22 protein-coding genes are annotated in these 22,121 nt (G+C 66.4%); 8 read left to right on the top strand and 14 right to left on the bottom strand.

Annotated elements, in window-relative coordinates:
• Window positions 1-84: 84 nt before the first annotated feature.
• Entirely contained in the window at window positions 85-282 is a 198-nt protein-coding gene (locus VF167_15770; GenBank protein ID HEX6926881.1) for a hypothetical protein, read from the bottom strand.
• Between the two features lie 136 nt (window positions 283-418).
• On the opposite strand from VF167_15770, the gene VF167_15765 reads away from it, so the two are divergent.
• On the top strand, window positions 419-697 hold the full coding sequence (locus VF167_15765; GenBank protein HEX6926880.1) for an oxidative damage protection protein: 279 nt from the start codon (window positions 419-421) through the stop codon (window positions 695-697).
• Window positions 698-943: 246 nt separating this feature from the next.
• Here the strand turns inward: VF167_15765 and VF167_15760 are convergent, their stop codons facing one another.
• The 9 genes from VF167_15760 to pyk form a co-directional block, all read right to left on the bottom strand.
• Window positions 944-2,065 carry an AI-2E family transporter gene (locus tag VF167_15760; GenBank protein HEX6926879.1) on the bottom strand — a complete coding sequence of 374 codons (1,122 nt, stop codon included), beginning with the start codon at window positions 2,063-2,065 and terminating at the stop codon, window positions 944-946.
• A 95-nt stretch (window positions 2,066-2,160) separates the two neighbouring features.
• Complete coding sequence (locus VF167_15755) at window positions 2,161-3,015, bottom strand: PspA/IM30 family protein (GenBank protein HEX6926878.1); 855 nt, start codon at window positions 3,013-3,015, stop codon at window positions 2,161-2,163.
• Window positions 3,016-3,026: 11 nt separating this feature from the next.
• Window positions 3,027-3,416, bottom strand: coding sequence for a hypothetical protein (locus VF167_15750; GenBank protein HEX6926877.1), 390 nt, complete (start codon window positions 3,414-3,416; stop codon window positions 3,027-3,029).
• A gap of 133 nt (window positions 3,417-3,549) precedes the next feature.
• Complete coding sequence (gene uvrA / locus VF167_15745) at window positions 3,550-6,414, bottom strand: excinuclease ABC subunit UvrA (protein ID HEX6926876.1); 2,865 nt, start codon at window positions 6,412-6,414, stop codon at window positions 3,550-3,552.
• Window positions 6,415-6,446: 32 nt separating this feature from the next.
• Entirely contained in the window at window positions 6,447-7,388 is a 942-nt protein-coding gene (locus VF167_15740) for a diacylglycerol kinase family protein (protein HEX6926875.1), read from the bottom strand.
• Complete coding sequence (locus VF167_15735) at window positions 7,385-8,281, bottom strand: zinc metalloprotease HtpX (GenBank protein HEX6926874.1); 897 nt, start codon at window positions 8,279-8,281, stop codon at window positions 7,385-7,387. The genes VF167_15740 and VF167_15735 overlap by 4 nt, the downstream gene beginning before the upstream one ends.
• A 126-nt stretch (window positions 8,282-8,407) precedes the next feature.
• Window positions 8,408-9,802: a glucose-6-phosphate isomerase gene (locus VF167_15730; GenBank protein ID HEX6926873.1), complete on the bottom strand. Its 1,395-nt coding sequence runs from the start codon at window positions 9,800-9,802 to the stop codon at window positions 8,408-8,410.
• A gap of 61 nt (window positions 9,803-9,863) precedes the next feature.
• Window positions 9,864-10,640 carry an MBL fold metallo-hydrolase gene (locus tag VF167_15725; GenBank protein ID HEX6926872.1) on the bottom strand — a complete coding sequence of 259 codons (777 nt, stop codon included), beginning with the start codon at window positions 10,638-10,640 and terminating at the stop codon, window positions 9,864-9,866.
• Window positions 10,637-12,058 carry a pyruvate kinase gene (gene pyk, locus VF167_15720; protein HEX6926871.1) on the bottom strand — a complete coding sequence of 474 codons (1,422 nt, stop codon included), beginning with the start codon at window positions 12,056-12,058 and terminating at the stop codon, window positions 10,637-10,639. The genes VF167_15725 and pyk overlap by 4 nt, the downstream gene beginning before the upstream one ends.
• A gap of 329 nt (window positions 12,059-12,387) precedes the next feature.
• On the opposite strand from pyk, the gene VF167_15715 reads away from it, so the two are divergent.
• From VF167_15715 to VF167_15705, 3 genes are read left to right on the top strand one after another with little or no spacing between them, the layout of a single operon-like run.
• Window positions 12,388-13,515: a ribonuclease D gene (locus VF167_15715; protein HEX6926870.1), complete on the top strand. Its 1,128-nt coding sequence runs from the start codon at window positions 12,388-12,390 to the stop codon at window positions 13,513-13,515.
• Window positions 13,516-13,537: 22 nt separating this feature from the next.
• Window positions 13,538-13,906 carry a hypothetical protein gene (locus tag VF167_15710; protein ID HEX6926869.1) on the top strand — a complete coding sequence of 123 codons (369 nt, stop codon included), beginning with the start codon at window positions 13,538-13,540 and terminating at the stop codon, window positions 13,904-13,906.
• 15 nt (window positions 13,907-13,921) lie between these two features.
• Entirely contained in the window at window positions 13,922-14,200 is a 279-nt protein-coding gene (locus VF167_15705) for a hypothetical protein (protein HEX6926868.1), read from the top strand.
• A gap of 4 nt (window positions 14,201-14,204) precedes the next feature.
• On the opposite strand, the gene VF167_15700 is transcribed toward VF167_15705, so the two are convergent.
• Window positions 14,205-14,891: a hypothetical protein gene (locus VF167_15700; GenBank protein ID HEX6926867.1), complete on the bottom strand. Its 687-nt coding sequence runs from the start codon at window positions 14,889-14,891 to the stop codon at window positions 14,205-14,207.
• Between the two features lie 240 nt (window positions 14,892-15,131).
• On the opposite strand from VF167_15700, the gene VF167_15695 reads away from it, so the two are divergent.
• Window positions 15,132-15,332 (top strand): hypothetical protein, encoded by a 201-nt coding sequence (locus VF167_15695; GenBank protein ID HEX6926866.1) that lies wholly within the window; start codon window positions 15,132-15,134, stop codon window positions 15,330-15,332.
• A gap of 110 nt (window positions 15,333-15,442) precedes the next feature.
• On the opposite strand, the gene VF167_15690 is transcribed toward VF167_15695, so the two are convergent.
• On the bottom strand, window positions 15,443-17,074 hold the full coding sequence (locus tag VF167_15690; protein ID HEX6926865.1) for a LysM peptidoglycan-binding domain-containing protein: 1,632 nt from the start codon (window positions 17,072-17,074) through the stop codon (window positions 15,443-15,445).
• A 304-nt stretch (window positions 17,075-17,378) separates the two neighbouring features.
• On the opposite strand from VF167_15690, the gene VF167_15685 reads away from it, so the two are divergent.
• Window positions 17,379-18,122, top strand: a complete 744-nt coding sequence (locus VF167_15685) for a PIG-L family deacetylase (GenBank protein HEX6926864.1) — start codon at window positions 17,379-17,381, stop codon at window positions 18,120-18,122.
• A gap of 15 nt (window positions 18,123-18,137) precedes the next feature.
• Here VF167_15685 and VF167_15680 read toward each other — a convergent pair whose 3' ends face one another.
• A complete protein-coding gene (locus VF167_15680; protein HEX6926863.1) occupies window positions 18,138-18,659 on the bottom strand; it encodes a hypothetical protein in 522 nt (173 codons plus the stop codon).
• 212 nt (window positions 18,660-18,871) lie between these two features.
• On the opposite strand from VF167_15680, the gene VF167_15675 reads away from it, so the two are divergent.
• Together VF167_15675 and VF167_15670 are read left to right on the top strand one after the other, a co-directional pair.
• Window positions 18,872-19,861, top strand: a complete 990-nt coding sequence (locus VF167_15675; protein ID HEX6926862.1) for a M48 family metallopeptidase — start codon at window positions 18,872-18,874, stop codon at window positions 19,859-19,861.
• Between the two features lie 18 nt (window positions 19,862-19,879).
• Window positions 19,880-20,962 carry an AI-2E family transporter gene (locus VF167_15670; GenBank protein HEX6926861.1) on the top strand — a complete coding sequence of 361 codons (1,083 nt, stop codon included), beginning with the start codon at window positions 19,880-19,882 and terminating at the stop codon, window positions 20,960-20,962.
• Between the two features lie 321 nt (window positions 20,963-21,283).
• On the opposite strand, the gene VF167_15665 is transcribed toward VF167_15670, so the two are convergent.
• Complete coding sequence (locus tag VF167_15665) at window positions 21,284-22,114, bottom strand: glycoside hydrolase family 16 protein (protein HEX6926860.1); 831 nt, start codon at window positions 22,112-22,114, stop codon at window positions 21,284-21,286.
• Between the last annotated feature and the right edge of the window lie 7 nt (window positions 22,115-22,121).

Here is a 22,121-nt window from a genome sequence, read left to right as displayed (position 1 = left end):
ACGCCGGAAGATACCGGCAACTTCACGGGCGGACAACGCGCCGACGGGGGTGCTGCACGGCTCGGGCCGCCGGGGATTGTATCCTCAGTCGTCGCAAAGGATCCGTTCTATGCGCTCCGGCTCGCGCACGCGGGCGCGCCCGCTGTTCATCGTTGTGCGGAGAACGAGCTCGCCCGAAGGGGTGCGGACCTCGATACTGACCTGCGCGGCACGGGTCAGCGCGGGGTTCCAGGTGGCGGTACGGCCATCCGGGGAAATCCTTGCGGGCAGTTCGCTCGGCATGTCGGCGACGAACGGAATCGATGGAAACAGGTATCAGGAGAGACAATTCGACCCCCGATAGGGCGACGCAGTCAGAGGTACGCTGGTTACGCGTTCAGGCGAGCCCGTACCGTTGCCTTCCGATCGAGAGAACATCATGTCAGAAGTCCAGTGCACTCGCTGCGGCAATACCGGTCAGCCTCTGCCTTATGCTCCCCTCAACAACGAGTTGGGGAAGCGGGTCCAGAGGGAGATCTGCCAGAACTGCTGGAGCGAGTGGTTGAAATACCAGACCATGCTGATCAACCACTACGGCCTCAACCTCCGCGATCCCGACGCCAAGAAGTTCCTGATGGAGAACATGGAGAAGTACCTGTTCTCCACGGGCGAAGCGGAGCAGGTGGACACCAGCAAGAAGGGAACGATTTCGTGGTAACTGGCCCGCGACCGGTTACCGGGGCTATCGGCCGTCGGCTATCGCTCGGGATCGGTGGGCTGGATGCTTGCCGATCCTCCGGGCAGCAGGCCAATGCCCGATAAGCGGTCCGATTTTTCTACGGTTCTACCCTTTCAACGGCGCCACCGGTCTCGACCTCGGCATCAACCCCATACCGTTCGAAGCCGACGGACCGGTCCGGGCTGATAGCCGATGGATGATGGCCGGTAGCCGATAGATTGTGGCTCACACCTCCGCCGTCTCCGCCGCCCCTGTGCGCTCGGCCGGCATACGCGCCCCGGGGGGCCGAAGCTTCCGCCGGAATCCCCGCCCTTCCAGGATCCTCTCCACGTAGAGCCGCCGCACGACCACCATGACGGTGGCGAGGGTCGGCACGGCGACCAGCAGCCCGATGGGGCCCAGCAGCTCGGCCATCACCAACACGCTCAGGATGGAGAGCACCGGGGGCAGGTGGACCTGGCGCTCCATGATCATCGGGTGCACGAGGTTCGCTTCGATGAGGTGGATCACCACACCGAGCAGCACCACCAGCAGAGCGTGCAGCAGGCCGTGCGAGCCCAGCACGAAGAGCGCGGGCAGAACGGTCGACACCAGGGTGCCGAAGAAGGGCACCACCACGACCACGCCGGTAAAGACCGCGAAGGCCAGGGCGTAGGGCACCTGCAGGATGAGCAGCCCGATCCAGGTCAGCACGCCCAGGAAGACCATCGCGAGCAACTGTCCTACGATCCAGGCTCGCAGAGTGATGGACAGCTCCCGCAGGATGTCCCGCCCCAGATCCCGGTGTACCGGCGGCAGGAGGCGGATGAACCCGGTCTCGTACACCGACGGCCGCAGGGTCATGTAGACCCCCATCACCACCACCGACACCAGCAGGATGAGGAGGTGCAGGACACTGTAGAGGTACGGGAACAGGTTGGTGAAGTACTGTCCGAGCGTCGCCAACGGCGAATCCAGCTCCAGCGGCCGCGGGTTCGTGGTCTCCACCAGTTGGCCGATCAGCGGGTAGTCACTGGCCAGATCGATCAGCGCCTGCTGCCACTGCACGAGGAGCCCCGGCAGGGCGATCAGCAGATCCTGGGTCTGCCGCAGGACCGGGGGAACGATCAACGCCACCAGCGCACCTACGGCGATCAGCGTGAAAATGAGCGCCGCACAGAGCCCCACAACCCGCGGCACGTCGAGCCGCTGCTCGAGGAAATCCGTGATCGCGTGCAGGTACAGCGAGAAGAGAACCGCGATGAAGAAGAGCAGCAGAATGTCGGCGATGCTCTTGATGAAGAGCAGCACCAGAATGGTGACGAGGATCGCCACGAACAGACCGAATGGATTGCGAACCCTCGCCATACCGCTTGAAGGTGAAGGACGAAAAAACCCGGACGGAAGCGACGCTCCCGTCCGGTTGAAACTACAGATAGCCGAGTGACCGGGGAAGTGGCGAATCAGCCTCCGGCGCCGGCTTCACCCTTCTCCAACTCCTCGAACTCCTCCAGCAGCTCGGCCTCCTGCACGGGGTGGTCGCTCGGCCCTGCCCCCGGGTGCTCGCTCGACCCCGAGTTGAGCTGCCGCTGACCGTTGTCACCGGAGCTCAGTTGCGCGGTTTCTTCCGGCTCCGGCGGCGGGAGCAGGCCCATCTTACGCTTGAGCTCGATGAGCCGTTCGTCAGCGTTGTCGCCGCTCTCGAGAGCCTTAAACTCCCTCTCCAGGTGGTCGCCCGCGCTCAGCTCAGCGGTCACCTCCGCTGAAGCGAGGGTGCGGCGTTCGTTGTCCTCGATCCGCTCCGCCATCCGGTCGAACGCCTCGAAGGCAGACCGGTCGGACAGCCCGGCCATGGTCTCGTGGATCCGCTTCTGCGCCTCCGCCCGCTTCTGCTTGGCGATGAGGAGGTTCTTCTTGCGCCGCGCTTCCTCGATCTTGGCGTTGAGCTGCCGGAGGGATTCCTTCAGGCGCTCCGTTTCGGCGGATTGTCGCTGCCAGGTCTCGTACAGGCTCTGCGCTCGCTGCGCGTACTCCTGCTGACGCAGCAGCGCCTGCCGCGCGAGATCATCCCTGTTCTCCTTGACGGCCAGCATCGCCCGGCGCTCCCACTCCTGCGCCTGTCGCGCCTCCTCCTCCGCCTGCGCCTTCAGCTTGCGCTCATCCGCGATCGCCACCGCGACCTCCTGCTTGGCCTTGGTGAGCTGCTCGCGCATGTCCAGGATGATCTGATTCAGCATCTTCTCGGGATTTTCCGCCCGAGCGATCAGATCATTGATGTTGGACCTGATGACCGTGGAGAGTTTGGAAAAGATGCCCATGGATCGTGGGGTTAGCAGTTGCGAAAGGGCGAAAGGCTCTCCAGGTGCGAGGCGACCGCGAGCTGCATCGAGTCGACGGACGCCTGGAATTCGTTGAAGTCGAGGTTCTCGAGCTCCAGCGAGTCCGAGAGGATGATGTCACCCTCCTCGATTCCATAAGCGCCGTGCACGAGATCGGTGGCGTTTAGCTCCAGCAGCCGGCGGTACAGTTCCAGGCAGCGCTGCTCATCATCCGGAACGTCCATGACTTTCGTGCGCAGCACCACTAGCGGTGGCGAATAGTGTACCACCAGGCGTGCACTGTCGTCGGCGTGGTGCGCCACCCACATCCCGGGTTCGACCTCCTCGACCTCCAGCTCCATCCGAAGGAGGAAGCTCTCCACATCTTCGCGCGTCACCATGCGATTCTCCGGTTGAGTGCGAGGGTGATCCCGGCATGCCGAGCGCCGCCGCCACCATGCCACTTCACATCTTGAATAGCCTTTACGGCATTTGGCAAGGATAGTTTCGGCAGGGCCCGCCGCAGCCGCTAGCTCAAACCCGCGCCAGCAGCACCTCCGCCAGGTGCTGCCCGGTGTACGATTCCGGCACCTTCATCACTTCCTCAGGCGGACCTTCAGCCACGATACGCCCGCCACCGTTCCCTCCCTCCGGACCGAGGTCGATGATCCAGTCGGCGGTCTTGATCACGTCGAGGTTGTGCTCGATGACCAGCACCGTGTTTCCTTTGTCCACCAGCCGATGCAGCACGTTCAGCAGCAGCCGCACGTCCTCGAAGTGGAGTCCCGTGGTCGGCTCGTCGAGGATGTAGAGGGTTCGTCCCGTCGCCTGCCGCGACAGCTCCGTCGCCAGCTTCACCCGCTGCGCCTCGCCCCCGGAAAGGGTGGTCGCCGATTGCCCGAGGTGGATGTAGCCGAGCCCCACGTCGGAGAGGGTCTGGAGGTGACGCCGCAGCCGCGGCACCGCCTCGAAGAGCTCCAGCGCCTCGTCCACCGTCAGGTCCAGCACGTCTGCGATCGAGTGCCCCTTGAAGAAGACCTCGAGCGTCTCCCGGTTGTAGCGTTTCCCCTTGCAGACCTCGCAGGGAACATAGACGTCCGGAAGGAAGTGCATCTCGATCTTCACCAGCCCCTCTCCCTGGCACGCCTCGCACCGCCCCCCCTTGACGTTGAAGGAGAATCGCCCGGGCGAGTACCCGCGCATCTTACTCTCCGGCAGGTCGGCGAAGAGGTCGCGGATGATGGTGAAGAGCCCGGTGTAGGTAGCCGGATTCGAGCGCGGCGTCCGCCCGATCGGCGATTGGTCGATGTCCACCACTTTGTCGATCCGCTCGAGCCCCTCGATGCGGTCGTGCAGGCCCGGGACGAGCTTGGCCCGATAGAAGTGCCGGGACAGCGCCTTCCACAGAATGTCGTTGATCAGGGTGGACTTACCGGAGCCGGACACGCCGGTGACCGCGATGAACGTCCCCAGAGGTAGGCGCACGTCGAGATCGCGCAGGTTGTGCTCCCGCGCCCTCCGGATGATCAACTCGTGCCCCGGCCGGGGCTCACGCCGCTGCTCGGGAATGGCGATGGTCCGTTCACCGCGCAGGTACGCCCCAGTCAAGGACTCCGGGGTGGCGATCACCTCCTCCAGTGTGCCCTCGGCCACGACCTGTCCGCCGTGCCTCCCCGCGCGCGGACCCAGGTCGAGCACGTGATCGGCCGCGCGCATGGTGTCTTCATCGTGCTCTACCACGAGCACGGTGTTACCCAGGTCGCGCAACCCCTCCAGAGTTCGGATGAGCCGGCGGTTGTCGCGCTGGTGGAGGCCGATCGACGGCTCGTCCAGGATGTACAGCACGCCAACCAGCCGCGAGCCGATCTGCGTCGCCAGTCGGATCCGCTGCGCCTCCCCTCCCGAGAGGGTTTCTGCCGACCGGCCGAGCGTCAGATACTCCAGCCCCACGTTCACCAGGAACTGCAGCCGCTCCCGGACTTCCTTCAGGATGGGAGCGGCGATCTCCCGCGGGATCGACGGATCCGCGTCGACCTGCTCGAAGAATTGCAGGGCGGAGACGATGGACATCTCCACCACGTCGCCGATCGAGCGGCCGAGGATCGTCACGGCAAGGCTTTCCGGACGCAGCCGCACCCCCCCGCAGGCGGTGCAGGGAAGGCTCGACATGTACTCCTCCAGCTGGCCGCGGATCGACTCACTGGTCGTCTCCGCGTATCGCTGGGCGACATCGTGGAGGATGCCGTTCCACTTCAGCTTGCGCGGGATTCCGTCGATCCCTTCCGTGCCGTAGAGCAGAAGGCGCTGAATGTGTTCGGGCAACTCACCCCAGGGCGTGTTGAGGTTGAAGCCCAGGGCATCCGCCAGCCCCTGGAGGATCGTCGTGCGCAGGTGCCCGCGCGGGACGCCCCAGGGAAGGACCACACCCTCCAGGATCGACACGCTGGGGTCACCGATCACCAGCTCCGGGTTGGGCTCCTTGCGCGTCCCCAGACCACCACAGGCCTGGCAGGCGCCGTAGGGGGAGTTGAACGAGAACTGCCGCGGCTCCAGCTCCGGAATGCTGATGCCGCAGGTGGGGCAGGCGTAGTGCTCGGAGAAGATGTGGTGGACTGGCTCCGCCTCTGTCCCGTGCAGGTCGATCTCCACCATGCCGCCCGCGGTGCGCAGCGCCGTCTCCACCGAATCCGCGAGCCGCTGGCGATCGCCCTCGCGCACCACCAGGCGGTCGACCACCACCGCGATGTCGTGATTCTGGCGACGCGCAAGTGCGGGAGGATTCTGCAGGTCCACCACCTCACCGTCGACCTTGGCGCGCACGAAACCCTTCCGCCGCATCTCCTCGAACAGGTCGCGGAACTCGCCCTTGCGGCCGCGCACCAGCGGGGCGAGCACCTCGATGCGGCTTCCCTCCGGCCAGCCGAGGAGCTGATCGACGATCTGCGTCGCACTCTGCCTGCGCACCGGGCGGCCGCAGCTGGGGCAATGCGGCGTGCCAGCGCGCGCCCAGAGAAGTCGCAGGTAGTCGTAGATTTCGGTGACGGTGCCGACCGTAGAGCGGGGATTTCGGCCGGCGGTCTTCTGCTCGATGGAGATGGCGGGGGAGAGTCCTTCGATGGCGTCGACGTCCGGCTTCTCCATCAACCCCAGGAACTGCCGGGCGTATGCCGAGAGCGACTCGACGTAGCGCCGCTGGCCCTCGGCGTAGATCGTATCGAAGGCCAGCGAGGACTTGCCGCTGCCGCTCAAGCCGGTGATGACGGTCAGCCGGTTTCGCGGGATCGCGACATCGATGTTCTTGAGGTTGTGCTCCCGGGCGCCGCGAACCACCAGGTATTCGCGACGATCCCCATTTCCGGCGTCGAGGCGGTCGAGCCGCGCTGGATCGAAGGTGCGCATTCCCGAAAATTTACCGCAAGGACCAGCCGCTTTCAAGCGCCGCGTATCGATCCCTCAGGCATGAGGACCTGCACGCCTCCGGGGATGGCGCGGGCGGCAAGAGGTGTCTCACCCATGCAGTCTCCATCCACCTGGGTGATGGTAGGTGGGTCGGCCTGGAGGGTCACTTCGCGAGCTTGCAGGTAGATCATCCGGTCGTCCCCCACGTACTTGCGGCGAGCGACCTTCCACAGCACCGCGGCGACGTCCGGCAGGGTGCGAGGCGCGAAGATGCAGATGTCGAGTTTGCCGTCCTGGAAGGACACATCAGGCGCGATCCGCACCTCCACCGGGAAGAGGCTCGAGAAAAGCTGTCCGGCGTTGGCGATGAGGACCGTCGCGGCCCGAACTTCGAATTCGGCGCCGTCAGCGATGATGCGAAAGAGGGCGGACGGCGGGGCGGCTGCGCGTCGCAGACCCTGGAAGAGATAAGCGCCGAAGCCCCAGCGCTCCTTCAGCTCGCGGGTGCAGCTTCCCATCACCTCCGCATCCCAACCCGCCCCTGCCATCAGGGCGAAGTAGCGCCCGCTATCGAGCTGGCCGATGTCGATGGGACGGGGAGACCCACTCACGGCGACCTCCACCGCCCGCTCGACGTCGGTGGGAATACCTAGATTGGCGGCGAGCTGGTTCCCCGTGCCCAGCGGGATGATTCCCAACGGGACATTGCCTCCCGCGAGACCGGTGATCACCTCGGCGATGGTACCGTCGCCGCCGGCGGCCACTACGCAGCCGTAGCCTCGTTCTACCGCCTCCTTCGCGAACTGCTCGGCGTGGCCTGCACCCTTCGTCTCGACGAGGTCGAACGAGGCCCCGCGTACGGCAAGTGCGCCGCCGATCTGGCGACGCACTCGCGAGGGGTCATCCTGCCCGGCGACCGGATTGAAGATGACCAGCATCCGGCCGGCGAAGGGATCCGGCGGAAGGAGGGTCACCGCGGCAGCGGCACTGCGCCGATCTGGGTGGTCAGCTGCTGCAGCCGCTCGACCCGCTCCTCGGTCGGAGGATGGGTGCGGAAGAGGTTGGTGATGCCTCCGAGCGCTCCCAGCGGGTTCACGATCGCCAGGTGCGCCGCGGAAGGGCTCACGTCCATTGGGTGACGGGTCGCGATCTGCTCGATCTTCTGCAGGGCACTGGCGAGGGCCAGGGGCTTGCCGCTGATGCGCGCCGCACCGGCGTCCGCCTCGAACTCGTTGCGGCGGGAGATCGCCAACTGCACCAACATGGCGGCAATCGGGGCGAGGATCGCGAGGGCGATCAACGCCAGCGGGTTGTTGTCCTCACTGTCGCGGCCGCCCATCCCGAAGATCGCGCCCCACTTGAGCATGTTCCCGATCATCATCACCGCGCCGGCCATGCTTGCCGCGATCGTGCCGACCAGCATGTGCCGGTGCTGGATATGGGCGAGCTCGTGCGCCATCACGCCCTCGAGCTCCTCCTCCGTCATGTGGCCGCGCGCGACCAGCTCCCACATTCCGCGGGTCACACACACGACCGCATGCTTCGGGTTGCGACCGGTAGCGAAGGCGTTGGGCTGCATCTGCTCGGAGACCGCCACGACGGGCATAGGAAGACCAGCGTTGCGACGCAGCCGGTCCACCATGTCGTAGAGCCGATCGAAGCGGCCACCCTCCTCACCCCGCTCGACGATGTGGGCGCGATACTGCTTGAGGACGATCCGGTCGCTGAACCAGTACATCCCGAAGTTCATCGCCAGAGCGATGAGGAAGAACATCAGCGCCCCGCCGTTGCCGCCCACGTACCCTCCGAGCCCCACCAACAGGAGGGTGAGGACGGTCATCAAGCCGACCACTCGGATCTTTTCCATACCTGTCTCGGGAATTCCTGAATGAGGAGATGGATTGTTGAAATGTGGTACCCGGATCGGAGTACAGGGTTTCGGAGCTGAGAAGAGGGTTTTTGGGTATTCGGAAGCTTCATCCCGCTTCCAACCTCACACCCTCCACTCCTCCTTCTTCCCCTCCCTTCGCTCCCATTCGGCGCGCGCTTCCTCGAAGCCGGCGCGACCGAAGACGCCGTACGTCAGCTGCTTGCCGAGCTCCACGCCGGGCTGGTCCAGCGGGTCGACCCCGTAGAGGCCGCCGGCGTACACGGTGGCGATCTCCAGCAGCATGAAGAGGGCGCCCAGCGAGCGGGCATTCACCTGCTCGAGCTCGATCGTCATGTTCATCCGGCCACGCAGGGTCAGCGCCGCTTCGGTGGCTTCCTTCTCCACCTGCAGGAGCTCGCCCAGGGTGTGGCCGCCGAGGTAGCCGAGCTCCTCGACCTCCGGATACAGGGAGGGGATGGTCAGATCGTTCTCGCGCTTCCGCTCGGTGATGAAGGTAATCGTCTTGTCGAAGGGCCCCTCCATGTAGAGCTGCACCTGCGAGTGCTGGTCGGTCGCCCCCAGCGACTTCACCGGCGTCGGCCCCACAAAGACCTCTTTGCCCTCACGGTCGCGCTGCTTGCCTAGGCTCTCGGCCCAGAGCTGACGGAACCAGTCGGCCACGTCGCGCAGGCGATCGGAGTACGGCATCATCACGTGAATCGGCGCGCCCGCCTGCGTGTCGGCGAGGTACTGTAGACAGGCGTACACCCCGGCCGGATTGCGCTCCAGCTCGGGGGTGGCGCAGCGGTCGACCATCTCCGCCGCGCCCGCGAGCAGCTCTCGCACGTCGATCCCGACCAGGGCCGCGGGCAGCAACCCGACCGAGGAGAGCACGCTGAAGCGTCCCCCGACATTGGGCGGAACCGAGAGGGTTGCGATCTGCTCGGCTTCGGCGAGCCGGCGCAGAACCCCTTTGCTGGGGTCAGTGGTGAAGAGGAGATGCCCCCGATACCCCTCGCCCAGCTCCGCCTCCAACCGCGCGCGAACCACGAGCATCTGGCTCATCGTCTCCGCCGTCCCCCCCGACTTGGAGATGACGTTGAAGAGGGTCTTGCGCAGGTCGATGTGGTCCAGGAAGGCGGAGAAGGTGACCGGATCGGGGTTATCGATCACGTAGAGGCGAGGGTAGAAATCCCGCTCCTCGCTGCTCAGCTCATTCCAGAAGGGGTTCAGCAGGGCGGTACGCAGTGCGATGGTACCAAGGGCGCTGCCCCCGATCCCCAGCACCACGACGTTCTCGAACGCCTGGCCCCCACCGTTGGCGAATCGCTCGATCTGGTCGACCAGCTCGCTGGCGTAGGGAAGCTCGAAGAAGCCCAGCTCGCCTTCGCGGCGCCGGCGCGCGGTATCCTCGTGCACCGCAGCAAAGCGCTCCCGTAGCCCCGTCAGCGCCTCGGGATCGATCCCCCGTCCACCCAACCGGGGGGAAAGCATATTGTTGTAGTCGAGGGAGAGCATCGAATCTCCGATTCTCAGATTTCTCGGTTTTCTCGTCAGACGAAGAAGGCCCCGGAGCTTCTCAGACCTCCACCACCAGGCCGTCGAAGGCCGGCTCGATGCCGGGGGGAAGCGCGGCAGCGAGCTCGGCGTGGCGAACGCGGTGGCTGAGGTGCGTGAGGTAGGTGCGGTCGGCGCCGATCGCGCGCGCGACCTCCACGGCTTCCTCCACGTTGAAGTGGGTGGGGTGCGGATCACCCACCCATAAGGCGTTCAGCACCAGCACCCGCACTCCCTCGAGGGCATGAAAGGTTCGTTCCGGCAGGCTCTTCCCGTCGGTGATGTAGCCCAGGCCGCCGAGACGGAAGCCGTACGCCTGCACCTGCCCGTGCGGCACCGGCAGCGGGAGCATCTCCAGGCCGCCCACCTGCACGGGCTCGTAGGCGTGAAACGGCCGCAAGTTCGCCTCAGGGCGGGAGGTCCCCTCCATGGGCTTCACCCTGGGGTCGAACACATAGTCGAACTTCGACTCCAGCAGCTTCATGCACTCGGGGTCGGCGAAGACGTCGAGCGCCCGGCGCCGCCGATCCGAAAAGACCCGCAGGTCGTCGACCCCGTGGGTGTGGTCGGCATGGCAGTGGGTGTACCAGACGGCGTCGATCGATGCGACCCCTGCACGCACGAGCTGCAGCCGTAGCTCGGGCGGCGTGTCGATCAGCACGCGCCGCTCACCTTCCTCCACCAGCGCGCAGTGCCGCATACGCTGGTCCCGTGGGTCGGAGGAGGTGCAGGTCGCGCACCTGCACCCGATCACCGGCACCCCGAACGACGTGCCGGTGCCGAGGAAGTGCAGCCTCACAGAACTTCGACCTGGAGAAAGTTGGTGGTGCCGGGTTGATGCAGGGGCAGGCCCGCGGTGACCACCATCCGATCGCCTTCGCGCGCGAGCTCGCGCTTCAGCACTTCCCGCTTCACCTGCGCCAGCGTTTGATCGAAATCGAGCCCGGGCGGGCAATGGACAGGAATCACGCCCCAGACCAGAGCGAGCTGGTTGAAGGTCTTGCGGTCGTCGGTGATGGCGAGGATGGGGACTGGCGGACGGAAGCTGGAGACGACGCGTGCGGTGAACCCGGTCTGCGTGATGGTGACGAGGAGCGGCGCCTGCACCCGACGAACCGCCTCGACGGTCGCAGCCGCGATGGCCCACTCCGTGGGCGTTGCAACGTCCTCCTCGCGCGGCTCGACGGGGATATCGTAGTGCGGGCCGCTGTCGATGATGTGGCTGCGCTCGATCTCTTCCGCAATGCGGACCATCGCCTTCACCGCCTCGACCGGGAACTTCCCGGTTGCCGTCTCGGCAGAAAGCATCACGGCATCCGTTCCGTCGATGATCGCGTTCGCCACGTCGGACGCCTCCGCCCGGGTGGGCCGCGGATTCTCGATCATCGACTCCAGCATCTGGGTCGCGGTGATGACCGGCCGGCTGGAGAGGTTGCAGAGCTGGATCATCCGCTTCTGCGCCAGCGGGACCTGCTCGAAGGGGAGCTCCACGCCGAGGTCGCCGCGGGCCACCATCGCCGCCGCGCTCACCTCCAGGATCGCCTTCAGGTTTACCAGCGCCATCCCCTTCTCGACCTTCACCACTACCAGCGGCCCATTCGGCGGGATCCTGCGTTTCAGCTCGAGCACGTCCTCCACTTCGCGCACGAAGGAGAGGGCGATGTAGTCGACCCCCTGCTCCAGAGCGAACTCGAGATCCCGGATGTCCTTCTCGGTCAGGCTCGGGACACTCATCTTCACGCCGGGGAGGTTGATCCCCTTGTTGGAGGTGAGCACCCCGCCGTGCACCACGCGCATCTTGACCCGGTTGCCCGTCACCTCCTGGACGATCAGCTCCATCAAGCCGTCCGCCAACAGTACGACGTCACCCGCCTCCACGTCGTGGGCCAGCTCGCGGTAGGTGGTCGGCAGCTCGCCCGGTCGCTCCTCCCCCTCCGGCGCGAAGACCACGCTCTCGCCGACCCGGAGCTCCACCGGCTGCGGCAACACGCCCACCCGGATCTTCGGTCCCTGGAGATCCCCGAGCACCGCGACCGGCTTGCCGAGGCGCTCCGCCACCCGGCGAACGGTGGCAATGGTCTCGCCGTGCCGCTGCAGGTCTCCATGAGAGAAATTGATGCGCGCCACGTCCATCCCTGCCCGCATCAGGGCTTCGACGCGCTCCTCACTCCAGGAGCTCGGCCCCAGCGTGCACACGATCTTGGTCCGTCGGATCATCCTCGGCTCTCCCTGGTCGCTTCCGGGTCCCCCTGCGCCCTCCGCTCACCGATCCCCCTCCCTGCGAGCGGGATGGTTGGCAACGGTTCACCCGTGGAGCGGGTGCGGCACGGTTCGGCCGCCGGGCGCTCGAAGCCAGCGAATGTAGACCACCGGCCGAGCGGACGGCAATGGGGACCGGGTTCCGGGTGCCGGTCTTGCGAGTACTCGGGGGCCCGACCATTTTCCGCCGGCTCGACGCCACCTGTAATCCGTCACCAAACGCGTCGCAACCTGGCTTCCGCGGGCGGGGGTGTCGATCGGATGGAGGCGATCCGCGAACCGCCGCTATGGAATACGAGTACATCGACAGCCCCGGTCGGCTCGCAAGGGTCGTGCAACGCCTGGCAGGCGAGCCACTGCTCGGCGTGGACACGGAGGCGGCCGGCTATCACCGATATCTGGACCGCATCAGCCTGGTCCAGATCTCCTCTCGGCGGGAAAACTTCCTGATCGATCCCGTGGCGATCGAGGACCTGTCGCCGATCGGGCCACTGCTGTCCGATCGTGCGATCGAGAAGGTCCTGCACGACGCCGACTACGACCTGCGCATTCTCGATCGGGACCTCGGACTCTCCATCGCCGGACTCTTCGACACGCAGATTGCGGCAGCGTTCCTGGGAGAGCGGTCTCTCGGGCTGGGAGCGCTGGTGGAGCGCTACCTCGGTCCGGTACTGCCCAAGGCCTACCAGCGGGCAGACTGGGCGGAGCGTCCCCTTTCGGAGGGGATGAAGGAGTATGCGGCCACGGACACCGCGTATCTCCCCGCCCTTCGCGATCGCCTCCGGGAGGAGCTGATCAAGATGGACCGGTTGAGGTGGGCGGAGGAGGAGTTTCAGCGGCGCGAGGCGACCCGCTGGATCGAGCCCGGCGACGGGCGGGAGGCCTTCCTGCGCGTCAAGGGCGCGCGCGAGCTGACGCCGCGTGGACTGGCCATTCTGCGGGAGCTTTACGCCTGGCGGGAAGAAGTCGCGCGCGAGCGAGACCAGGCCACCTTCCGCGTGATCTCCAACCAGGCGCTGGTCGAGCTGAGTCTGCGGCCGCCAACGAGCCAACGGGAGCTGGCGGAGATCAAAGGGGTGGGAGGGGGTCTGATCGAGCGCCGTGGTCAGGAGATCGTGGCGGCGATCCGGCGGGGGCTGGAGCTGGCGGAAGAAGAGCTGCCCCGATTCCCGCCTGGACGGCGCTGGGAGCGCGACCCCGAGGTAGAGGCGCGCGCGGAGCGCCTGCGCGCTGCGCGAACCCGACGCGCGGAGGATCTCGATCTCGATCCGGGCTTCCTGATGCCGCGCGCGATGCTGGAGGAGGTCGCGCGGCAGAACCCTGCCTCGGTGGCGGAGCTGCAGGGAATACCGGAGATCCGGCGCTGGCAGGTGGAGGCGCTCGGCGACGCGCTGCTGGAGGCGCTGCGAAGCTGAACCTCTAACCCGGAGTACGGGGATGGCGAGTGAGATGCTGCAGCGGGATGATCTGACGGCGTACTTGATCGCCGGGCTCCCGAAGAGCTTTCTCGCGAAGCTGCGAAAGCTCGTCGAGTCGGAGAAGGCCGATGCCGAAGTGATGCAGCTCGAGGACGAGCTCACGGAGTGGCTCGTTGCACAGCTACAGGCGGAGAAGCGCAGGCCGCACGAGCAAACCCCCGCTTCGGCCGCCCTGTGGCGAGCCTACAGGGCTCTGAGCGCCGCGCGCTACCACCTGCAGGATCGTCCGGAGGAGGAGCAGGTGCGCGAGCTTCGCCGTCTAGTCGAGGAGCTGTGGCGCGAGATCAGCCCGGAGTTCGCCGATAATCCGGACGAGGAACAGAGCTGAGCGGAATCAACGAGAATGACAACCGAGTCGAACGCAGATACACGGACGGTCCGCCGCATCGTCGACCCGCATGGCGTCGCCTGGGAGGCGTTCGGGGTGGACGACATCGTTGCTCACGGCAAGCTCGGGGTGCGATTGGCGTTCCGGCCTGCCGACGACCCCACGGCCCCGCCGCTCCCCTCGCGGGTGACTTTCAACAGTCGGGAGGCCGCCGACTTCGCCCTGCGGACCCTAGGGGAGAAGGAGCTCCTGCGGCGCCTGACGCTCGCACAGGCGCAGGCGGGTCGGGTCTGACCCTCTAGCGGTCCGCCGGAGCCTCTATCGACTGGAGCACGGCGACGTTGCGGAGAGCCAGAGCCTCGGAGCGGCCGATCCACTCCACCACGGCCGGAACCTCCCGCCGGCGGACGAACGACTGCTCCACCTCCGGCATCGACGCGAACTGTTGGGCGAGGGCCGCAGGGACGATCAACAGCACGTCCGGCGCCGTCGCCTGGCTGCCCCACTGACATTCGGCGCCCGGGACCCGGCCGTCGCTCCCTGCGTGCGCCATGACCGATGCGTGCACGCTCACCTCCGGATCGCGCCGGATCGCCACCGATCGCATCGGCTCACAGTAGAGAGTGGTCCGTACCCTCGTGCCCGCCGCGGCCTCCCCCTCCGCCAGCAGCGCTTCGAAGCCGGCGGGACCGTCGGCATCTCGCACCCCACCGGGCGCAGAGTCGAGGGACGCCGAGTCCACGTAGGGGAGCGCCACGCGCGTTCCGACCGGGGTCGCAGCCGTGGGTTCCTCCGGCTCGTCTCCCCCGAGCGAGAAGAGCACCACCACCGCGAAAGCTCCCACCACACCATAGGCCACGAACGCCCAGGAACGACGCCATAGCGGCACGGGGGCGCGACGATCGGCCCTGCGCCGGTCCTGGCGCCGACGATCTCCACCGCGCGGCTTGGCAGAATCCGCGGCTGGTTGATCCGGACTGTTCATCGAGTACAGGGGTGAGTCGGTCGGCCCGGGAAGCCAGTCCCCCGGTCGCAATTGCGCCCTCGAATCCTGGGCTCCCGCACCGGCAGGTGCAAGGCTCACGCCGAGCTAGGGGGCACGCCTCTTGCCCTCGTCCACCGCCCGCCCGCGAGACGGCGAGAGAGCGGCAGGGGTCGACCGCGGGAGGAGAAGAGGGTGATCCGATCGCGGAGATCTTACACAAGCTGGTGGGAGGGTCGAACCATGCACAAGATCCGCGTCGTCAATCCCCAGTACGACCAGTCCCGCCCCTACGCCGGCAAGGTGGGAGAGGTGATCGGGCATTGGGGAGCCGAGAACAACCGGGAGGGGCGCGAGGGGTACCTTGTGGAGTTCCCTGACGGGAAGATCGTGGGAGTCGCCGTGGACGAGGTGGAGAACGTCACGGCTGACATCACCGGGTGAGCGGGGCGAGGCTCACGAAGCGCAGGGTGGTCCGCAGTCGGAGAAGACTGCGCCCGGATCCAGCCGGGCCGGGGAGTGGATCCCCGCCCTCTCCCGGCCTGAACCCATTCTCATCCGCCCTCGCCCGAATCCGGTCCCAGGGGCACACGAAGTCTCTGACCCGGCCGGATGGGCCGCTTTCCGAGCTGGTTGGCTTCCTCGATGGCGGCAACGGTCGAGCCGTACTTCCGGGCGATCCCCCAGAGCGTGTCGCCCGCTGCAACCACATGCTCGACCGCCTTGGGCGCCTCCTCGCCCACCTCCGCGCTCCCTCCATCCGGCAGCTTCAGCTCCATCCCCGGTCGGATCGTCGCACTCGTCAGCCCGTTGGCCTCCTGGATCGCCTCCACCGTGGTGTCGTTGGCGCGGGCAATCGCCCACAGCGTCTCCCCGCTCCGGACCCTATGCACCCGCGTCGTCGCCGAGGCATACGCGCGCCCCTCCGAAGCGGAGGCGGACGAGGCCTTCGGCGCATCAGCGGAACCGGACGCCCGCGAAGCTCTCGGGGCCTCACTCGCGGCCAGACGCTCGGCGGCTGCGCGGTTGGATTCTTCCAGACGCTGCAGAGCCGTGTAGGGTAGACGCAACTTCTCGCCGATCTGCAGCGGCTCGAAATCCACGTCAGGGTTCAGCTCACGGATGCGAGCCATCTTCACCCCCGAACGCTCGGCGATGCGGCCAAGGTAGTCTCCCCGCCGCACCACATAGGTGGCGAAACCGCGCTCGCGGTGGAAATCGCTGGCCAGGTAAGCTCGCTGGATCTCGGGGCCGCGACTGCTGGGCACCCACACCCAGTAGCCCGCCGGGGTTATCCCCCTGATCAGGTGCGGATTGAGCTTCTGCAGATCCGCCAACTTCACGCCGCCGATATCGGCGAGCACGGTCAGCGGAGTTGCGTATTCGACGTAGACGCTATCGAAGGCGAACGATTCCGATCGGGAGGTATCGAAGCCGAACTCGGCCGATCGGTGCGCGATGACGGTCATCGCGTAGAGACGAGGCACGTAGTGCTTCGTCTCGGCCGCCAGGTCGCCTCGCTCGGCAAGCTCCCAGAAGTCCTTCGCGTCGTGTGCCTGCAGGCTGCGATTGATCCGTCCCGGGCCCGCATTGTACGCGGCGGCGGCAAGCGCCCAGTTCCCCATCGACCGCTGGAGGTCGCGCAGGTGCCGTGCGGCGGCGCGAGTCGAGCGCACCGGGTCCATCCGCTCGTCCACGCTGGCGTCGATTCGCAGCCCCATGGCACGCGCGGTGGCGGGCATGAACTGCCAGAAACCGACCGCTCCCGCCCGGCTGCGCGCGGTGGGGATGAATCCGCTCTCGATCATCGCCAGGTGGAAGAGATCGGTGGGCACGCCCTGCCGTCTCAGCTCAGCCTTGATGAACTCCTCGTAGAAAGAGCCCCTCTCCAACCAGCGCGCGATCACATCGCGGCGCTCCTGGACCAGGAAATCCAGCTCCGCCTCCACCCAGGAGTTCGCCTCGACCGGTAGATCGTACGCAACATCGCCGAGGATGTCGCGCCGGGGAGCGGTGATCTCCACCTCCAGCAACTCCGGGGACTCGTTCAGCTCCTCCGGCTCCGGCTGCCACACGGGCGCTGGGGCCGGAGGCGGTGGCGGGGGGCGATTCGGCACGCACGCGTTGAAACCGAGGACGAGCGCGGCCATCGCCATCGGGAGTCGAACCGGAGTGCAGCTGTGCATCGGTGCGGTAACTCAGTGAAATTGATCTTCGCCTGGACGGGAATTGCCGCGGCGCGCCGACAGCTTTCGGGCCACAAGAAAACATGAACTTGCGAAAAACGCCAGACGCTCGACAGAGGTGCGCGCCGCGCAGGTCGTGCTCCCGACCGCTGTCTGGCTAGATTCGGCTGCACCGGATCGAGTCTTGATCCTGATCCGGATACGGGAAATCGGTATCCGCAGCCGAGGAGACACGCGAAGAATCACTTACGGAAGCAAGCGCCCCTTGCGGAAAGGGTCGCCCAACGGTTGGATCGCGGAAGACATGGAAACGCTGCTTGTGGGACTGGCCCATCCGGACGACGAGGTGGGAATCGCAGGTACTCTGCTGGCGCAGAGGGCCCGGGGGGATCGAGTCGTGATCGTGTGGCTGACCCGAGGGGAGATGACGGAGGCCTTCGGGCCCATTCCGCCGGCGGAGGTGGCCCGCCGCCGTACCGAACAGGGCCATCGCGCCGGGGAGATCCTGGGGGTCGAGACGCGCTTCCTGGACTTCCCGGACACGGCGCTAGTCGACGATCGCGAGACCGCTGTGTATGTAGCGCGCCTGATCTGCGAGATCCGCCCGACCGGGTTGATTACCTGGGGAGAGGCATGGGTCCGGGGCATGCGCCACCCCGATCACCAGGCGTGCGGACGCATCTTCCGCAACGCGGTCGGATTGGCACGAATGGCCAAGGTGGTCGCTCCGGCGACGCCCCACCGGGCAGACCTACCGATCTTCACCATTCGCGACATCCACTCGACCCTCCCTCCGGTCGCGGTCGACGTGAGCCCGTACCGCGAGCGTGTCGCCGAGCTGGCGGACTTCTACTTCCACGGCGTGGGATTCGGGCACCCGGAGTGGATGGAGCATCGGCTGCGACAGGCGGGCGAGCGCTGGGGATGCCGCTACGCCGAGGAACTGGACGCCTGGGAGACCGAAGGAAATCGCCTCGTAACGAGCCTTCTCCCTGCTCCCCTGGCCGACCACACCTTTCATCCGGCCCGGCGGGAAGGCGGGGGGTGACGGGCCGGGACTACCTCATTGCCTCCGGTATCGCAGTGTGTACTCCACAGGCCTGTCGAGGCGGGGGCTGGCGACGACCACTCGCATCTCCAGGGTGCCACCATCGGCGCTGAGGGTGAAGGTATTAGTGCGCTGACCGTCGTCGGCGACGAAGGTCTGTTCGAGAGCCCCGTCGGCCCAGCGCGTCGTCAGATCCAGTACCTCGCCGTCTTCCCGCGTCCACTTCATCGGGTTGCCGTCGGCGGTGGCGACGATGGGGCGCTCATCCGTGACGATCGTCACCTGATCTCCGGATTGTTCGATGCGGATGGTTCGATAGGGCACGTTGGTGCGGGTCAGACGGCCGCGCGCGATCGGGCGGGTGATGAAGTTCATCCCGCGCACCGCCTGCTCGATAGCCGCCTTTACGTCGTCGCTCTCCGCCTCCACCAGGGCGAAGGTGCCGGTGAGATCCGGATTCTGAGCGGCGGCTGGAAGGGCGGACCCAGCCACAAGGGCGAAGCCCAGAGCAGCGATGGCGTGCCGATGGAGACGCATGTAGTTTCTCCGAGGTGAGCGGGGCAGCGGGAGAAGGCGCGGAAACGCCGGTGGTGTGGCATGATACATCCACCCGTTGTGGGTGGATCTCGTACCGCTCCGCTCAGCCAGAAGTTCCCGGTCCCTCTGGCCGCGGCCCTTCCGAAACCACCGCCGGGTCATGGCCGTAGAGCCCGCCGTTCCACCATTCCCCTGCTTTCCCCCGAAGAGCCATGACCGAAACTCTGCCGCCCATCCAGGTTCTCTCGCAGATCGATCCCCGCACCTGGGAGCACCCGGCGGACCGAGCCGCGTTGAATGCGCTGCGTAAAATACCCGCCTTTGACGAGGTCCTCCGCAAGGTCTTCGGCTTTTTCGGCGAGAAGCCGATCCGGCTCGCCTTCCTCGCCAACGCGGTGCGCTGCTCGCCGACGCAGTACGCGCGGGTCTACCGCCTCTACCTCCGTGCCGCCAGCGCGCTGGACGCTCCGCAAGAGTACCCGATCTTCGTGTCCCAGTCACCAGTGGTGAACGCCGGAGCGTACGGGATGGAGAAACCGTTCATCATCGTCAACTCCGCTTCCCTGGTCCTGCTCGACGACGACGAGCTCCAGTTCGTGATCGGACACGAGATCGGCCACATCATGAGCGGTCACGTGCTCTACACGACGATGATGGCGCTGCTGGTGCAGCTGGCCGAGCGCGGCTTCCCCATTGTCGGTCTGGCCGCCCGCGCGGTCCTCATCGCGCTGATGGAATGGTATCGCAAGGCGGAGCTCTCGAGCGATCGGGCCGGGTCGCTGGCCGTGCAGAAGCCGGAGGTGGGGATGCGAACGATGCTCAAGTTCGCCGGCGGGGGCACGTTGAGCGATACCAACCTGCCGGAGTTCATCCAGCAGGCGGACGCATACCGGCAGGGCGGGGATCTGGCGGACCAGATTTTCAAAGTGCTGAATCTTCTCGGCACGGATCATCCGTTCCCGGTGCTGCGGGTTGCCGAGTTGCGAGATTGGTTCGAGTCCGGCGCGTACGAGCGGATCCTGGGAGGCGAGTACATCCGTCGGGGGGAGGCGAACACTCCTTACACGGAGGATCTCCAGGCGGCAGCCCACGCCTACGCGGAAGACGCCAGGCAGGGCTTCCAGGCCGCGTCGGAAGCGGCGAAGCGGGTGGTGGATTCCTTCCGAACCGGGTTCACCAGGCAGAACCGAACGCCATCATGAGGCCTTAGAGCCGCGCCGATGATCGAAAATCCGGTCCAGAGGATCACCTGGAGGACAGCCGACGTCGTCCGCATCCTGATGCTGGGCGTGCTGGTGCTGTTCCTCTGGAGGTTTTTCTGGATGGTGCACTCGGCGCTGCTGCTCGGCCTGCTGGCCGTGCTGATCGCCATCATCCTGCACGCACCTGCCCGGCTCCTCGCGCGCTGGCTGCCCTTCCGCCTGGCCTTCGCGCTCAGCGTAATCGCCTTCCTCGCCGTACTCGCGGCACTCTTCGTCCGCCTGATCCCGCAGCTCCTCACCCAGATGTCCCAGCTCGCCGGGCAGCTGCCCGCCGCGATGGAGTACCTCGGGGAATGGATCGAGGAGCGAACGGGGACACCGACGAGCCCGGAGCTCGCGGCGCAGGTCAACGCCCAGCTCGGGGAGTTCATCGGGCGCTTCGTACCGCTGGCCTTCAACCTCATCTCGGTGGTCGTCGGCGGCTTTGCCATCATCATCCTGGCCATCTTCCTGGCGGCACAACCCGACACCTACCGGGACCTGCTGTTACGGCTCGTCCCACCCCCCTCGCGCGAGCGCGCCCGCGAGATCTACGACGAAGCCGGGCGCAACCTGCGCAACTGGGTGCTGGGCAAGGTCTTCACGATGGCCATGACGGGGGTGTTCATCTGGATCGGCCTGACCATCTTCGGCGTGCCGGGGGCGCTCGCCCTGGCGGCGCTGGCGGCGTTGCTCGAGTTCATCCCCAACTTCGGGCCGACCCTGGCGGCGGGGCCCGCCGTGATCTCCGCCTTCCTCATCTCGCCCGCGACCGCCCTCTGGGTAGCGATCTATTTCTTTGCTTTCCAGCAGATCCAGTCCGCCGTTACCGTGCCGTTGGTGGAGCGGCGCGCGGTCGACATCCCGCCCGCCGCACTCCTCATCTGGCAGCTCATGCTGGCCGTGGGCTTCGGCATCCTGGGCCTCTTCGTGGCCACCCCTCTGCTCGCGGTGATCTCGGTGGTCGCGCGGATTCTCTACTTCGAGCCGACGGAGCGGCTGCCGGAATGGGACCGGCGCGGGGAGTTGGGGGTGCGGGCGGAGGAGGGGCAGGCGGGGTGACGGGGGGGGCAAGGTGACGGGGGTGACAAGGTGACGGGGGACAAGGAGACAAGGAGACAAGGGGTGAACGGGTAAACGAAGGCGAGGCCGGCATCCAGATCGATGCCGGCCTCTTACTGTAGCCTGATTTAGGCGCTGGAGACGGCCAGCTCAGGTCGGGGTGGCAAGGTGAACATTCGTTGACTGGTAAAGTGACACGTGCTAGTCGCTCCAGGGCGGCCTCGCCAGGCGCGGCCAGCCTACGACATCACTCCTTGTCCCCTTGTCCCTTTGTCCCCTTGTCCCCCCGTCACCTTGTCACCTTGTCACCTTGTCACCCCATCACCCCATCACCCCATACACCCTGACATAATCGACATAATACCGTTGCGGGAAAATCGAGTCGTCGACGCCCTCCTGGCCGCCCCAGTCGCCGCCGATGGCGGCGTTGATGATCAGGTAGTGGGGCTGGTCGAAGGGCCATTCGGCTGTGCCGGCGCCGCTGTTCTCGAAGGTGAGGTACTTCGTGTCGTCGACGAAGAAGTCGATGCGGTCGGGGAACCACTCGATGGCGTAGACGTGGAAGTTGGCGTGGGAGTCCGGCACCCAGATGGCGGCGCCCTTGTTAGTCTTCAGAACGTGGTTGAAGGACTTCGTGTGGACGTTGCCATGGATCAGGTCGGGATCGAAACCGACGTTCTCCATGATGTCGATCTCGCCGCACTCGGGCCAGCCGACTTCGTCGATGTTCGTGCCCAGCATCCAGATCGCCGGCCACATCCCCCGCCCTGTCGGTAGCTTCGCCCGTACCTCGACCCGGCCGTAGCGCCAGCTCGCCTTGCCGCGCGTTGTCAGGCTTGCCGAGGTATACTCCGCCTCACCGAAGGACTCGCGGCGCGCCTCGATGACCAGGTTGCCGTCTTCTACCCGCGCGTTCTCCTGACGTCCGCTCGTGTAATACTGCAGCTCGTGGTTGCGGATGAAGCCCTCCTCGTAGCTCCACTTCTCCGGGTCCGGAAGCCCCTCCCGGTCGAATTCGTCAGCCCAGACCAGCGTCCAGCTTACCGGAGCGGGGCCCGAACCGGTCCCCGGACCCGGCAGAGCCTCCGTCCCGGATCCCGAGGCGCAGCCGGTCGCGAGGAGGAAGACAGCGCAGAAGGCAGACCTGTGCATGGCAATG

The organism is Longimicrobiaceae bacterium (assembly GCA_036375715.1).
Classification (GTDB): Bacteria; Gemmatimonadota; Gemmatimonadetes; order Longimicrobiales; family Longimicrobiaceae; genus DASVBS01.
This window is presented reverse-complemented; position numbering and strand designations above follow the sequence as displayed.

Coding starts and splice junctions, on each gene's coding strand:
- VF167_15770 (HEX6926881.1), bottom strand. CDS start 282: ATGCCGAGCGAACTGCCCGCAAGGATTTCCCCGGATGGCCGTACCGCC.
- VF167_15765 (HEX6926880.1), top strand. CDS start 419: ATGTCAGAAGTCCAGTGCACTCGCTGCGGCAATACCGGTCAGCCTCTG.
- VF167_15760 (HEX6926879.1), bottom strand. CDS start 2,065: ATGGCGAGGGTTCGCAATCCATTCGGTCTGTTCGTGGCGATCCTCGTC.
- VF167_15755 (HEX6926878.1), bottom strand. CDS start 3,015: ATGGGCATCTTTTCCAAACTCTCCACGGTCATCAGGTCCAACATCAAT.
- VF167_15750 (HEX6926877.1), bottom strand. CDS start 3,416: ATGGTGACGCGCGAAGATGTGGAGAGCTTCCTCCTTCGGATGGAGCTG.
- uvrA (HEX6926876.1), bottom strand. CDS start 6,414: ATGCGCACCTTCGATCCAGCGCGGCTCGACCGCCTCGACGCCGGAAAT.
- VF167_15735 (HEX6926874.1), bottom strand. CDS start 8,281: ATGGAAAAGATCCGAGTGGTCGGCTTGATGACCGTCCTCACCCTCCTG.
- VF167_15730 (HEX6926873.1), bottom strand. CDS start 9,802: ATGCTCTCCCTCGACTACAACAATATGCTTTCCCCCCGGTTGGGTGGA.
- pyk (HEX6926871.1), bottom strand. CDS start 12,058: ATGATCCGACGGACCAAGATCGTGTGCACGCTGGGGCCGAGCTCCTGG.
- VF167_15715 (HEX6926870.1), top strand. CDS start 12,388: ATGGAATACGAGTACATCGACAGCCCCGGTCGGCTCGCAAGGGTCGTG.
- VF167_15710 (HEX6926869.1), top strand. CDS start 13,538: ATGGCGAGTGAGATGCTGCAGCGGGATGATCTGACGGCGTACTTGATC.
- VF167_15705 (HEX6926868.1), top strand. CDS start 13,922: ATGACAACCGAGTCGAACGCAGATACACGGACGGTCCGCCGCATCGTC.
- VF167_15700 (HEX6926867.1), bottom strand. CDS start 14,891: ATGAACAGTCCGGATCAACCAGCCGCGGATTCTGCCAAGCCGCGCGGT.
- VF167_15695 (HEX6926866.1), top strand. CDS start 15,132: ATGCACAAGATCCGCGTCGTCAATCCCCAGTACGACCAGTCCCGCCCC.
- VF167_15690 (HEX6926865.1), bottom strand. CDS start 17,074: ATGCACAGCTGCACTCCGGTTCGACTCCCGATGGCGATGGCCGCGCTC.
- VF167_15685 (HEX6926864.1), top strand. CDS start 17,379: ATGGAAACGCTGCTTGTGGGACTGGCCCATCCGGACGACGAGGTGGGA.
- VF167_15680 (HEX6926863.1), bottom strand. CDS start 18,659: ATGCGTCTCCATCGGCACGCCATCGCTGCTCTGGGCTTCGCCCTTGTG.
- VF167_15675 (HEX6926862.1), top strand. CDS start 18,872: ATGACCGAAACTCTGCCGCCCATCCAGGTTCTCTCGCAGATCGATCCC.
- VF167_15670 (HEX6926861.1), top strand. CDS start 19,880: ATGATCGAAAATCCGGTCCAGAGGATCACCTGGAGGACAGCCGACGTC.
- VF167_15665 (HEX6926860.1), bottom strand. CDS start 22,114: ATGCACAGGTCTGCCTTCTGCGCTGTCTTCCTCCTCGCGACCGGCTGC.